Source organism: Enterobacter cloacae complex sp. SHL021 (genome assembly GCF_049237765.1).
Lineage (GTDB): Bacteria > Pseudomonadota > Gammaproteobacteria > Enterobacterales > Enterobacteriaceae > Enterobacter > Enterobacter cloacae.
The window spans coordinates 1-13277 of the sequence record NZ_JBMKJG010000004.1; the positions used below are offsets into that span (position 1 = coordinate 1).

A 13277-nucleotide genomic window follows, 5' to 3' on the forward strand; every position below is an offset into this window, starting at 1 on the left:
TTAACGAGATGAAAAAGCTGGGAAAAGAGTACAGTAATATGGTCATGGTGGCATGACCATATTACTGGGGATCCCTCAGCCCACAGGGAGAGGGTACAAACATTAAAAACGGCAACCAGGTTGCCGTTTTGCTTTTACCTCGCCACCCGGCTTTCTTTTAGCGATCAAGCCACTCAGCAACTTCTTCGTACGTCCCGCGATACACAATCTTCTCCGCTTTCTTCTCCAGCTGATAGCCGTACATCGGGTCGTAATAATCTCTGAGCAGCGGCGCAAGCCAGTTAAAGTGTGCGTCAGTACTGCCAGAGCGTTGTTGTTCCAGCAGTGCGGAATCTAACAGCGCGGTGAATTCCGCATAACGCTGCAGCCCCAGACGGCGGCGAATGGCGAACAGGCCGTGGTGCAGATACTCGCTATACTCCTTCCAGCCCGCCTCTTCGCCGTAGGCGGCAGAAAAATCGGCCCACATATGGTCGAAATACTCTTCACGCAGGCGCTCAAGACGAATGTCAAACGGATCCTCTACCACCACGATAGGGGCTTCGGCCATCCGGTCGCGCAGGCATTCCGGCAGATGGTTAGAGCCAATCATCCTGCCCTCATCCTCCAGCACCCAACGTGCAGCATCTTTTTTCAACAGCTCGACGGCCAGATGATTTTCAAAGCTTGCCTGGGAAAGCTGTGGCGTCAGCGTGCGGCCAAACGATGAGCCGCGATGGTGGGCCAGCCCTTCCAGATCGATCCCCTGCGCGTGCTGCTTCACCAGCAACGTTTTACCGTTTCCGGTACAGCCGCCGATAAGCACCATCGGTTTTTGTGACTGCTTAATAGTGACCTGAATCGCCGTCTGACGCAGGGCTTTATAGCCGCCGCGGATCAGCGGGTAATCCACGCCAGCCTCTTTCAGCCAGGCCTGCGTGATATGCGAGCGCTGTCCGCCGCGCGCACAGCAGATAAAGCCCTCAGGTCGGGCAAGACAGGCTTCGCGCCAGGCGTTGATCCGGGCCTCCCGCGTGTCGCCGTTCACCAGACTATGGCCGAGCGCCAGCGCAGCGTCGGGCCCCTGGCGTTTGTAGCAGGTCCCCACGGCGGCGCGTTCGTCGTCGTTCATTAAAGGCAGGTTGATTGCCGCAGGCATCGCACCCTGCGCAAATTCGATCGGCGCGCGAACGTCAATCAAAGGGGGATCGGACGCGAGTATCGCGCGATAATCCGTTCCATCGTTCATGGTTATTCCAGAAATCAAAACAGCAATGGAGGGGGATTTTACGCGCGTGAGGAGAGGCCGGGGAAGGGGAAGATCAACTCCCCGGCAATTATCGCTTATTTGAGCTTTGATTGCGCCCAGACAATCCCGCTTGCGTATTCCGGCGGCAGGAGAGGGATCATCGCTTCCAGGGTAGCGCTCAGGCGGCCTGCGTCGCTGTCGTTCAGGTTCAGGTGACCCACTTTACGCCCCGGACGAACCTCTTTGTCGTACCAGTGCAGGTGCACCAGCGGCAGCTTCAGCCAGTCGTAGTTCAGATCGGTACCGATCAGGTTGATCATCACTGAAGGGCTGTTAACCACCGGCTGCGGCAGCGCCAGGTCAGTAATGGCGCGCAGGTGCAGCTCAAACTGGCTGATTGATGCGCCGTTTTGCGTCCAGTGACCGCTGTTGTGAACGCGCGGTGCCAGTTCGTTGATCAGCAGACCAGACGGCGTTACAAAACACTCCATCGCCATCACGCCCACATAACCCAGTTCATGCATAATGGCCGAGAGCATCTCTTCCGCCTGGGCCTGCTGTTCAGCATTGGCCTGCGGGAAGGCGACGCTGGTGCGTAAGATCCCGTCCTGATGCAGGTTATGGGTCAGAGGATAAAATACGGTACGCCCGTCGTGGCCGCGAGCGCCAACCAGCGACACTTCACCGCTGAAATTGATGCCCTGCTCAACGATGCACTCTCCGTAGCACTCTTCCGGCAGTTCGGCGATTTCGTGCGCGCGCAAACGCCACTGTCCGCGGCCGTCATAACCGCCGACGCGACGCTTTACAATCGCAAGTTCGCCCAGCATTGCGAAGACATCGTTCCACTCGCTTTTATCAGACAGCAACTGCCACGGCGCGGTGGCCAGTCCGAGCTTGTCGAACAGCTGTTTTTGCGTCAGACGGTCAGCAATGATTGGGAACACGTCGCGGTTTACAAAAGCGTTATGGCGCGCCAGTTCGCGGGTCAGCGCGGTTTCCGGCCAGCGTTCAATCTCAGCGGTAATGACGCTCTGGTGGAACGGCACGGCTTCGGGTTCGGCATCCAGACCGACCGGCCAGACGGCAATGCCCAGCGGTTCACCGGCCTGGCGCAGCATGCGGCCTAACTGACCGTTACCGAGGACGCAAACCTGCTTCATGCCGCACCCCGCGGGTCCGGGTTGTCCAGCACTTCGTCGGTCTGGGCTTTACGCCAGTCCGCCAGACGCTGATGTAAGGCTTTATCGTGCGTCGCCAGGATCTGCGCCGCCAGCAGAGCCGCGTTTGCTGCGCCTGCTTTGCCGATGGCCAGCGTACCCACAGGAATGCCACGCGGCATCTGCACGATGGAGTAAAGGCTGTCGACACCGCTCAGTGCGGCGCTCTGCACCGGAACACCCAGTACCGGCACCAGCGTTTTGGCGGCAATCATGCCCGGCAGATGTGCTGCGCCACCCGCACCAGCAATGATCACCTCGTAACCGTTCTCTTGCGCGCTTTCGGCAAAGCTGAACAGTTTATCCGGCGTGCGGTGTGCGGAAACCACTTCAACGTGGTGAGGAACATTCAGGATTTCAAAGATTTCGGCGGCGAACTGCATGGTAGCCCAGTCGCTTTTGGACCCCATCACGATGGCGACACGCGCCGGATTATTGCGGGAAGACATGCGTCTTAAAACTCCTGTGGTGCGAAACACACTGCTTTCGAGGGCACAGAGAATAGCATGTAATACGGGCAAGGAAAACGGTTGCGCGGTTAAAAACCGAGCCGTTGTGGTGCGCGGGAATAACAAAACAGACCGCATTCAGGCGGTCTGTTTTGAGAGGTTACTGAAGATCCCCTGCGGTCAGGTTCTCTTTGTCGAATGTGTGGCTGACATCGATATGATTCACCATGCTGGTGTCGATATTCGAGCCGGCTTCCGGTACACAGAAGCCATTCTCTGCTGCCATCGCGCCAGTGGACAGTCCAGCGGCCAGCAGCAGGGCACTTACGATGCTGATTTTTTTCATTCTCTTTCCTTCCTCATCGTCTTGTCGCTGTCGCGGATCTACTGGCGGCACGGCAAACGGCGATCTTATTTAGTCAGTTCTGCAGTCATGTGCACGCGGTTATTGAACTGTGCGCTGGTGATTTTGTAAGACGCGCCCTGTTCAGCAGCCTGAGCGGCAATTTTCGCTTCTGCACGATCCAGGGTTGAGGCTGTCGCGCTAACGCTTTGTGCGAAAGAACCGAAAGAGATCAGAGACAGAGCGGCAACTGCAACGAAAGTTTTGATAGATTTCATGGTCGTAATCCTTAAGTGTTTTGTTTGGGATAGGGCGTGTTGCCCTGATGTGATAAATGATAGGCCGACCACGGGCTGATTAAAATCGAAACAATTTGCCGATATCGTTCAAAAAAATAGAATGAGTTTTGCGGGGGAGATTAAAACGGGAAAGCGATCAGTTCCACACCTTCAGGCGTGACTTTCACCATCGATCCTTCGCTATGCCACGCGCCCAGTACCACACGGTGAGCCGGTTCGCCGTTGGCGACCAACGTATGCACGTCGGGACGGTGGGTATGACCGTGGATCAACCACTGGACGTGGTGTTTCTCCATCATGTTGACCACTGCCTGCGGGTTGACGTCCATGATGGTCATTGACTTGCTGCTGTTGGCGGCTTTACTGCCCGCGCGCATTCTGGCGGCGATACGGTTACGGACAAACAGCGGCAGGGCAAGGAACACCTTTTGGATCCACGGGGTGTGGACTTTCGCGCGAAACGCCTGATAGCCGGTATCGTCCGTACAGAGCGTGTCACCGTGCATGATCAGGACTTTTCGACCATAGAGGTCAAGCACCTGTTCTTCTGGCAGCAGCGTCATGCCGCTTTCGCGGGCGTAGCGAGGGCCGACCAGAAAATCGCGGTTGCCGTGAATGAAGTAGCAGGGAACGCCGGAGGTGACCAGCGCGTGAATGGCGGCAGCCATTTCACGGTGCAGCGGGTTAGGGTCGTCGTCGCCGATCCAGGCTTCAAACAGGTCGCCAAGGATGTAAAGCGCGTCGGCGTGTCTGGCTTCACCCGCTAAAAAACGCAGAAAACCGGCGGTGATCGCCGGTTCTTCTGTTTGCAGGTGCAAATCTGCAATAAAGAGTGTCGCCACGAATTACTCGCTGACGGTCACGCTGGTAATCACAACGTCTTCTTTTGGAACGTCCTGGTGCATGCCGCTGCGGCCGGTGGAAACGGCTTTGATCTTGTCGACCACGTCCATGCCTTCAACCACTTCTGCGAATACGCAGTAGCCCCAACCCTGCAGGCTTTCGCCGGAGAAGTTCAGGAAGTCGTTGTCAGCCACGTTGATGAAGAACTGCGCGGTGGCAGAGTGAGGTGCCTGAGTACGCGCCATCGCCAGCGTGCCGCGGGTGTTTTTCAGGCCGTTATTGGCTTCGTTTTTGATCGCTTCTTTTGTTTCTTTCTGCTTCATACCCGGTTCAAAACCGCCGCCCTGGATCATAAAGCCGTTGATCACACGGTGGAAAATGGTGTTGTTGTAGAAACCTTCGCGGCAGTAGTCCAGGAAGTTTTTAACTGTTTCAGGCGCTTTGTCATCAAAGGTTTTGATTACGATATCGCCATGATTAGTGTGGAAAGTAACCATTTTTGCATCCTGTTCCGTTATTGTGGTACGTCGACCCGCGTTCGGGCCAGATATAGGGGCCTGTTATAGCATAACCACAGGATGCGATCACCTTGCATTGTGTGCTGCTTCGGGTTTGAATTACGGGTAGAATACCCGGTTTTCGTCCACACACGTGTTTACATGGAATCTTCGATGTTAAAAATCTTTAATACAATGACGCGCCAGAAAGAGGAATTTAAACCTATCCATGCCGGGGAAGTCGGCATGTACGTGTGTGGTATTACGGTTTACGATCTCTGTCATATCGGCCATGGTCGTACCTTTGTCGCATTCGATGTCGTGTCGCGTTACCTGCGTTTCCTCGGGTATAACCTGAAGTACGTGCGTAACATCACCGATATTGACGACAAAATCATCAAGCGCGCTAATGAAAATGGCGAAAGCTTTGTCGCGCTGGTGGATCGTATGATCGTTGAGATGCACAAAGATTTCGACGCGTTAAACATTTTGCGCCCGGACAGCGAGCCGCGTGCGACCCACCATATTCATGAAATTATCGAGATCACGGAAAAGCTGATTGAACGCGGCCACGCATACGTTGCGGACAATGGCGACGTGATGTTCTCAGTGCCAACCGATCCTACCTACGGCTCGCTTTCCCGTCAGGATCTTGACCAACTGCAGGCTGGCGCCCGCGTTGACGTGGTTGACGTGAAGCGTAACCCAATGGACTTCGTGCTGTGGAAGATGTCCAAAGAGGGCGAACCAAGCTGGCCATCTCCATGGGGAGAAGGGCGTCCGGGCTGGCACATTGAGTGCTCGGCGATGAACTGCAAACAGCTGGGCAAACATTTTGACATTCACGGCGGCGGTTCAGACCTCATGTTCCCGCACCACGAAAACGAAATCGCGCAGTCCACCTGTGCGCACGGCGGCGAGTATGTGAACTACTGGATGCACTCCGGGATGGTGATGGTTGACCGCGAGAAGATGTCTAAATCGCTGGGCAACTTCTTCACCGTGCGTGACGTGCTGAAGTATTACGATGCGGAAACCGTACGTTACTTCCTGATGTCGGGCCACTACCGCAGCCAGCTGAACTACAGTGAAGAGAACCTGAAACAGGCACGCTCTGCGCTGGAGCGTCTGTACACTGCGTTGCGCGGTACCGACAAGTCCGTGGAGGCCGCGGGCGGCGAGGCGTTTGAGGCCCGCTTTGTTGAGGTGATGAACGATGATTTCAACACCCCGGAAGCCTACTCGGTGCTGTTCGATATGGCGCGTGAAGTCAACCGCCTGAAGACAGAAGATATGGCGGCGGCGAATGCGCTGGCTTCTCACCTGCGTAAACTCTCTTCCGTGCTTGGCCTGCTGGAACAGGAGCCGGATACCTTCCTGCAGAGCGGTGCGCAGGCGGATGACGGTGAAGTGGCAGAGATTGAAGCGCTGATTAACGCGCGTCTCGAAGCCCGTCAGGCGAAAGACTGGGCGGCAGCGGATGCGGCGCGCAATCGCCTGACCGAGATGGGGATCATCCTGGAAGATGGCCCACAGGGGACCACCTGGCGCCGTAAGTAATTTTCCCCTCACCCTAACCCTCTCCCACAGGGAGAGGGGATTGTTAGGTGTTCTCCCTGTCCCTATGGGAGAGGGCCGGGGTGAGGGCATCAGCGTGCACGCTTTCGCCACCACAACAACCCCATCAGCACCACTCCCGGCAGCCACACCCACAGCAGTTCAGAGATAATCACCTGATGCCCGTACGGCGTGGTATAGCGCGACAGGGCAAACGGGGCGACCTTAATCACCTGCCACGGCGCAAAGAAGCGTTCATCTGACCACGGCCACAGCCAGCCGACGCCCTTGCCGCCGGTGGTGACGGAATCGAGCAGGCTGTGCGACAGCAGCGACACGGTTAAAAACAGCCAGCAGCGCGTCAAACTTGCCCTGAACCATCGTCGCCCGACCAGTACGCAGAGTATCGGCACCACGAAGGCAAACAGCAGTGAATGGGTAAAGCCGCGATGGCCGAAAACATTGCCGTAAGCAACGCCGAACTTAAACGCCAGCACGTCGGCATCGGGCAGCATCGCGAGCACGACACCGGCGAAAAGCAGGCGGGGAGGAATAACCCGGGTTCCCAGGCCTAAGCCCAGGCAAAGCGGAACAGCAGCGTGAGTGATAACGGTAGGCATCGTAATTTTCCATGACAAATCATGGGAATATAGCAGCGATTTCGCTGAAACTGACCTGTGCTAAATTCCGATTTTTACGCCGATTCCCGCGCGATAAGCTGGCCGGAGAGGGTAATGCGCTGCGTCTGCAGCTCTGGCTCTTTCAGCTTACGGATGATAAGACCCGCCGCCTGGCGGCCTGTCTCGTCACTTGCGGAGGAGACATAGGTAAACGACGGCGAGGTCAGGTTGACGTGCAGCATATCTTCAAAGCCCACCAGCGCGACCTGCTGCGTCAGAAACACGTCTTTTCCCACGGTACGGCCCACCTGATGAATGCCGCTAATGCAGCCGATCATCGCATCCGGTGAATGGCAGAGCAGGGCGGTAATGGTGTTGTTTTTCTCAAGCAGCTGGCGGGTCGCCATTGCGGCGGCTTGCGTGTCATCGCTGCAGGCCGGGGAGCTTTCATCGCGCCACACCAGCCCGTTCTGGGTCATTGCGCTGCGAAATCCAAGCAGGCGCTGCTCGCGAATAAGGCAGCCTTCCCGTCCGCCAATGTAGGCGATGTTGCGGTGCCCGCGCTCGATAAGATAGCGCGCGGCCAGGTTTGCCGCCTGGCGGTTATCGCGCATCACCAGGTTGCATTTTTCATCCAGCAGAGACTGCGAGACCACCACCAGCGGCAGCGGGCACTGGCGGATCTGCTCCGGCAGGGTTGAGGAGCGCGTATCCGACGCGAGATAGAGCACGCCCGCCACGCCCTGTTGCTTAAAGGAGAGCAGGGTGCGCTCTAAATGCTCCCGATCGTTCAGCGGCTGGCCGAGAAAAACCATATAGCCCTGCTTCTCCAGCTCCTGGACGATACTCGCCATGACTTTGATGGAAAAACTGTCGCTGAAATCACGCAGGATCAGGCCGATCAGGTTGGAGGTGTTGGCGCGAAGGTTAGCAGCGGCAACGTTATGAACATAGCCCAGCGTCGTGATGGCGGCATTGACCTTCTCGATCGTTGCTTCGGAGATTTTCCCTTTCTGGCGCAGCACCAGCGATACGGTAGAGACCGACACACCCGCGTGCTTTGCGACATCAATGATGCTGACTTTCTTCAAAACCGCTCCCTGAAATTTACCGATTATCAGCCAGATACGACACGTCTCTCAGCCTACAGGAGACGTGTCGTTCCGGCATCTTATTATTTGCCAATCATGGTGGACATGGTCTGGGCGATAAACTGTGCTCTGGCACCGAAAATCACCTGAATTCCGTTATCACCCACGAAGACCACGCCGCGTGCGCCGAGTCCGTTCAGGCCATCTTTATCCACCGCATCACTTTTTGCCACTTCCAGGCGCAGACGGGTAATACAGGAGCCAACGGAGTCGATGTTGTGCGCACCGCCCAGCAGGGTAATGATTTCGGTGGCGAGTTCAGAATCGGATTTATCATCCGCGCTGGCGGTCACTTCGGTACGGCCCGGCGTTTTCACGTCAAAGCGACGGATCACGAAACGGAAGGTGAAGTAATAAATCAGGCCCATCGGAATACCAATGATAATGGCATTGAGGAAGTTGGTCTGATAGCCGTTGAATGAGGGCAGGATCCCGAACGACAGATAATCGATAAAGCCTGCCGAGAACGACTTGGCGATATGGGCGTGTAGCAGATACATGGTCATGTACGCCAGGCCCGCCATAATGGCGTTAAAGACGTAGAGGATCGGCGCGACGAAGATGAAAGTGAACTCCACCGGCTCGGTGATCCCCGTCAGGAAGCAGGTGAGTGCCGCAGAGAACAGAATACCGGCCGCGATTTTTTTATTTTTGGTATGCGCTTCATGATACATCGCCAGACACGCCGCAGGCAGGGCAAACAGCATCAGCGGGAATTCACCCTGCATGAACTTACCGGCGTTCTGGTAGGTGTCGCTGCTGAAGGATTTCACCCCTTCTTCCAGCATCTTGAACCAGATGGTCTGGTCGCCGTGGATCACCTGGCCCGCCTGAGTGGTGTAATCACCAAATGAATACCAGAAAGAGGGATACCAGATATGGTGCAGACCGAGCGGGATGAGGGCGCGTTCGACCAGACCGAAGATAAAGGTTGAGGCGGCCTGATTATCGCCGTTCACCACCACGGAGAGCGCGTCGATGCCTGCCTGAATGTGTTGCCAGACGTAGGGTAGCAGCAGGCCGAGCAGGAACGAGAGAAACGCCGTGGCAATCGCCACAAAGCGTTTGCCGGAGAAGAAGCCAAGGAACTCCGGCAGCTGCATGGTGTGGAAACGGTTATAGCACCACGCCGCCAGAATACCGCAGATAAGCCCGCCAAAGACGCCCATCTGCAGCGTCGGGATGCCGACCACCATAGCGTATTTGCCGCCCTGAGAGGCCATTTCCGGCGTAATGCTCAGCACGGTACTGATGGTGATATTGGTAACAAACACCGAGACGGCGGCAGACAGTGCGGCAATGCCGGATTCCGATGCCAGACCCACGGCGGAGCCAATGGCAAACAGCATGGGCAGGTTATCAAAGATAACCCCACCCGCGTTCATCATCAGCGGCAGGTGAAACTTATCGCCAAAGGCCAGCAGCAGGCCCGCAGCGGGAAGCAATGAAATTGGCAGCATTAAGGCGCGACCAATCATCGATAACTTAGACAGCGATTTAACAAACCCTGATATCAGACTCATGCTGATTTCCCCCGAGAAGCGCTTTTTTTGGCGCTGTTATTGTAAGTAGAACGTTTTAGTAGAACGTTTTAGTAGAACGTTCTACTTATCGTGGGCAAAGCGTGAAAAACGCGCAACACAATTTTCACTTTTCAACAGATGAAATAGTGATTATTTGAAGTTGATCGATAATTAACCGTGATAGGTGTGCGGGGATTGTTATCCCCTCTCCCGGCCGGGAGAGGGTTAGGGTGAGGGCATCAGACGGCTCAGGCCGTAACGGTCACGCTCTGGCCGTCAAAGCTGACGGTCTGACCGGCAACAATCTTGCAGCGCTTACGCGTTTCTACCACGCCGTCGACGAAAACCAGCCCGTCGGCAATGGCAATCTTGGCCTGCGCACCGCTCTCGCTCCAGCCTTCCAGCTTCAGCAGATCGCACAGCTCAACGTGTGGATGTTTACCTAATGAAAATGTCGCCATGTTACGCGTCCTCTACGTCGTGATACTCCTCGCATGCCTGCAAGGTATTCTGAATCAGGGTTGCTACGGTCATCGGGCCTACGCCGCCCGGTACCGGGGTGATGTAAGAGGCACGCGCTGCGGCATCTTCATAAACCACGTCGCCAACCACTTTGCCGTTTTCCAGACGGTTAATCCCGACGTCCACGACAATCGCCCCTTCCTTAATCCATTCCCCGGGAATGAAGCCCGGCTTACCGACCGCGACGATCAGCAGATCGGCATTCTCGACGTGATGACGCAGGTTTTTGGTGAAGCGGTGGGTCACGGTGGTGGTGCAACCGGCCAGCAGCAGCTCCATGCTCATCGGACGGCCCACGATGTTGGAGGCGCCAATCACTACGGCGTTCAGACCGTAGGTGTCGATGTTATAACGCTCCAGCAGCGTCACGATGCCGCGCGGGGTGCAGGGACGCAGGCGAGGCGCGCGCTGGCACAGACGGCCAACGTTATACGGGTGGAAACCGTCCACGTCTTTATCCGGCGCGATACGCTCCAGTACCTTCACGTTGTCGATGCCTGCCGGCAGCGGCAGCTGGACCAGAATACCGTCGATCTCTTTATCGGCATTCAGGGTGTCAATAAGTTCCAGCAGTTCTGCTTCGGTGGTGGTTTCTGGCAAATCGTAAGAGCGGGAGACGAACCCCACCTCTTCACACGCTTTGCGTTTGCTGCCGACATAAATCTGCGATGCCGGGTTGCTACCAACCAGCACAACGGCAAGCCCTGGTGCGCGAAAACCAGCCGCTTTACGCGCCTTCACTTTTTCCGCGACCTCAGAGCGCACCTGCTGCGCAATCGTTTTACCGTCAATAATCTTTGCTGCCATCAGAGAGAAGATTCCGTCTGTAACGTTTGAAAGGGGGGATGGCCTGTATTTTGTCAGAAGCGAGCGCCGCTGTCAGTCACCCTTTGCGAGTTTTCCTCCGGCGGGCGTAAAGACCCTTCTCGGGTGATGGTCAATTTCTTAGGCGGGATTAGGATGTGACCTGGTAAAATGGCAGCGTTTTGACATATTTAAAAATAGTTTCCTGAGCTACTTTGTCTCCTCCGAAATAAGCTTTCAATTTTTCAATTGAACATATTTCTTATTCCCGATAATTCGCGGGAAGGGTTATTTACATTTTAAAGGAATAGACATGAAACTCAGCAACATTGCTTCTACTGTTATTGCTTCACTGGCCCTGGTCGCGGGTGCCGCTCACGCTGCCGATCCGGTTACGCCAGTTTCCGTAAATGGCGGTACCGTGCATTTTAAAGGTGAACTGGTTAATGCTGCATGTTCAGTAAATACCGATTCTTCCGAGCAGACTGTTAATCTCGGTCAGTACCGTACCGCGAAATTCACCAAAGTGGGTGATACCACCACCAATATTCCATTCACCATCGAACTGAACGATTGCGATCCGCTGGTGGCGAAAACGGCTGCTGTGGCGTTCACCGGTCAGATCGACGCAACTGACAAAACCCTGCTGGCAGTGACTTCCGGTAGCAACGACAACACCGCGAAAGGTGTTGGTATCGAGATCCTCGACAGCAAATCCAGCGTTCTGACGCCAGACGGTGCCACCTTCTCTGCTGCGCAGAACCTGATCCAGGGCACCAACACCCTGAACTTCAGCGCGCGTTATAAAGCCACTGCTGCGACCACTGAACCAGGTCAGGCAAACGCTGACGCCACATTCGTTATGAAATACGAATAATTCCTCCGTACAGGGATGTTTTGGCCTCAGGGATGAGGCCCGTCATACGCTCAGGCCAGGAACGAAGGATGACAAGGACAGGAACACTACTGCTGTTAACCCTTGCGATGGCTTCCCAGGCATTCGCCCATACGGTGGTGATTGACGGCGGCAAAGTACACCTCCGGGGTGAACTGGTGAACGGTGGCTGCGCCGTGGCGCCAGACAGCCAGAATATGCGCATCGATATGGGACAATACCGGACCAACTCGTTTTCCGGGGTGGGCAGTTTTTCCACCGTAAATGTGCCTTTTACCGTGCGGCTGCTGGATTGCAGCGTGGATGTCTCACGCACCGTCGGGATCCAGTTCCAGGGCATCACGCCCGCGGAAGACCCGCAGGTTTTTCTGGCAACATCGCGCCCCGGTGAAACACCCATCAGCAGCGGGGTGGGGCTGGCTCTCTTTGACGAACAGCAGCGTCAGATAATCCCCAACGCTACCGCGGTCAGCTGGCTGCCCATTGATACCCGCGAGCTTGCGTTTCATTTTAGCGCCCGATATCGGGCTATTTCCGAACACCTTGTGCCAGGCAATATTCAGTCGGATGTCTGGTTTACGTTGATTTATCCATAACACCTGCGAACACATTATTAAAGGTACGGTTTTGATGAATACCCTAATTAAACCAGGACTGATTTTATCGTTTATTTTAATGATGGTTTCTGCAAGCGCGAATGCGTCCGGCGGTATTGCACTTGGTGCCACGCGCGTTATTTATCCGGCAGATGCTAAACAAACTTCACTGGCGATCACCAACAGTAACAAGCAAGAACGCTATTTAATTAACGCGTGGATCGAAAACGCAAACGGGCAAAAAGAAAAAACCTTTGCCGTCACGCCACCGCTGTTTGTCAGCGAGCCGGACAGCGAAAACACGCTGCGCATTATTTACGCCGGGCCTGCGTTGCCTGCCGATCGTGAATCGCTGTTTTACATGAACGTGAAAGCGATCCCGTCAGTGAACAAAGCCAAAACCGAAAACAACAACGTGCTGCAACTGGCCATCCTGTCGCGTATCAAGCTGTTTGTGCGCCCGAATAATCTGGCAATGCAGCCGGAAGAGGCGCTCTCTCAGCTGCGCTTTGAGCGCGTTGGCTCGCATCTGAAGATCAGCAACGCCTCACCGTATTACATCACGCTGGTCAATCTGAAGCTGGGCGGACAGACGCTGGATAACATCATGATTGCGCCAAAAAATTCGGCACAGCAGGCGCTGCCGGCTGGTGCGGGCGGTACGCTCTCCTGGCAGAGCGTCAATGACTACGGTGCCATTACTCCGGCGCGTAGCGTTAACCTGTGAGCA

At 55.5% G+C, this 13277-nt stretch carries 16 protein-coding genes; 4 read left to right on the forward strand and 12 right to left on the reverse strand.

What is annotated here, in order from left to right:
* Positions 1–157: 157 nt before the first annotated feature.
* The 7 genes from mnmH to ppiB all read right to left on the reverse strand — a co-directional run bounded on the left by mnmH (position 158) and on the right by ppiB (position 4879).
* Positions 158–1228, reverse strand: a complete 1071-nt coding sequence (mnmH, locus tag ACOTZF_RS04785) for a tRNA 2-selenouridine(34) synthase MnmH (protein ID WP_421636049.1) — start codon at positions 1226–1228, stop codon at positions 158–160.
* Positions 1229–1323: 95 nt separating this feature from the next.
* On the reverse strand, positions 1324–2391 hold the full coding sequence (purK, locus tag ACOTZF_RS04790) for a 5-(carboxyamino)imidazole ribonucleotide synthase (RefSeq protein ID WP_129253526.1): 1068 nt from the start codon (positions 2389–2391) through the stop codon (positions 1324–1326).
* A complete protein-coding gene (gene purE, locus ACOTZF_RS04795) occupies positions 2388–2897 on the reverse strand; it encodes a 5-(carboxyamino)imidazole ribonucleotide mutase (protein WP_013095919.1) in 510 nt (169 codons plus the stop codon). The genes purK and purE overlap by 4 nt, the downstream gene beginning before the upstream one ends.
* A gap of 160 nt (positions 2898–3057) precedes the next feature.
* Positions 3058–3243, reverse strand: coding sequence for a hypothetical protein (locus ACOTZF_RS04800; protein ID WP_129317848.1), 186 nt, complete (start codon positions 3241–3243; stop codon positions 3058–3060).
* A gap of 65 nt (positions 3244–3308) precedes the next feature.
* Positions 3309–3518, reverse strand: coding sequence for a YdgH/BhsA/McbA-like domain containing protein (locus tag ACOTZF_RS04805; RefSeq protein ID WP_013095921.1), 210 nt, complete (start codon positions 3516–3518; stop codon positions 3309–3311).
* A gap of 140 nt (positions 3519–3658) precedes the next feature.
* Positions 3659–4381 (reverse strand): UDP-2,3-diacylglucosamine diphosphatase, encoded by a 723-nt coding sequence (gene lpxH, locus ACOTZF_RS04810; RefSeq protein ID WP_129253528.1) that lies wholly within the window; start codon positions 4379–4381, stop codon positions 3659–3661.
* Positions 4382–4384: 3 nt separating this feature from the next.
* Positions 4385–4879 carry a peptidylprolyl isomerase B gene (gene ppiB / locus ACOTZF_RS04815; RefSeq protein WP_020685026.1) on the reverse strand — a complete coding sequence of 165 codons (495 nt, stop codon included), beginning with the start codon at positions 4877–4879 and terminating at the stop codon, positions 4385–4387.
* A gap of 174 nt (positions 4880–5053) precedes the next feature.
* Here ppiB and cysS point away from each other — a divergent pair, with 174 nt between their 5' ends.
* On the forward strand, positions 5054–6439 hold the full coding sequence (gene cysS / locus ACOTZF_RS04820; protein ID WP_129253530.1) for a cysteine--tRNA ligase: 1386 nt from the start codon (positions 5054–5056) through the stop codon (positions 6437–6439).
* A gap of 89 nt (positions 6440–6528) precedes the next feature.
* On the opposite strand, the gene ACOTZF_RS04825 is transcribed toward cysS, so the two are convergent.
* The 5 genes from ACOTZF_RS04825 to folD all read right to left on the reverse strand — a co-directional run bounded on the left by ACOTZF_RS04825 (position 6529) and on the right by folD (position 11059).
* A complete protein-coding gene (locus tag ACOTZF_RS04825) occupies positions 6529–7056 on the reverse strand; it encodes a metal-dependent hydrolase (protein ID WP_045902391.1) in 528 nt (175 codons plus the stop codon).
* Between the two features lie 74 nt (positions 7057–7130).
* Positions 7131–8147, reverse strand: coding sequence for a Mal regulon transcriptional regulator MalI (malI, locus tag ACOTZF_RS04830; RefSeq protein WP_129317849.1), 1017 nt, complete (start codon positions 8145–8147; stop codon positions 7131–7133).
* Between the two features lie 83 nt (positions 8148–8230).
* Complete coding sequence (locus ACOTZF_RS04835) at positions 8231–9730, reverse strand: PTS transporter subunit EIIC (RefSeq protein ID WP_014830936.1); 1500 nt, start codon at positions 9728–9730, stop codon at positions 8231–8233.
* A gap of 248 nt (positions 9731–9978) precedes the next feature.
* The gene (gene ybcJ / locus ACOTZF_RS04840) at positions 9979–10191 is read right to left on the reverse strand and encodes a ribosome-associated protein YbcJ (RefSeq protein WP_023621558.1); all 213 of its coding nucleotides are present in this window, start codon (positions 10189–10191) and stop codon (positions 9979–9981) included.
* Between the two features lies 1 nt (position 10192).
* A complete protein-coding gene (folD, locus tag ACOTZF_RS04845; RefSeq protein ID WP_013095929.1) occupies positions 10193–11059 on the reverse strand; it encodes a bifunctional methylenetetrahydrofolate dehydrogenase/methenyltetrahydrofolate cyclohydrolase FolD in 867 nt (288 codons plus the stop codon).
* Between the two features lie 310 nt (positions 11060–11369).
* Between folD and fimA the strand changes: the two genes are divergently transcribed.
* From fimA to fimC, 3 genes are all read left to right on the forward strand, one after another.
* Positions 11370–11933 carry a type 1 fimbrial major subunit FimA gene (gene fimA, locus ACOTZF_RS04850; RefSeq protein ID WP_013095930.1) on the forward strand — a complete coding sequence of 188 codons (564 nt, stop codon included), beginning with the start codon at positions 11370–11372 and terminating at the stop codon, positions 11931–11933.
* Between the two features lie 68 nt (positions 11934–12001).
* Positions 12002–12547 carry a type 1 fimbrial protein subunit FimI gene (gene fimI / locus ACOTZF_RS04855; protein WP_013095931.1) on the forward strand — a complete coding sequence of 182 codons (546 nt, stop codon included), beginning with the start codon at positions 12002–12004 and terminating at the stop codon, positions 12545–12547.
* Positions 12548–12581: 34 nt separating this feature from the next.
* Complete coding sequence (gene fimC, locus ACOTZF_RS04860; protein ID WP_013095932.1) at positions 12582–13274, forward strand: type 1 fimbria chaperone FimC; 693 nt, start codon at positions 12582–12584, stop codon at positions 13272–13274.
* The last annotated feature ends 3 nt before the right edge of the window (positions 13275–13277 follow it).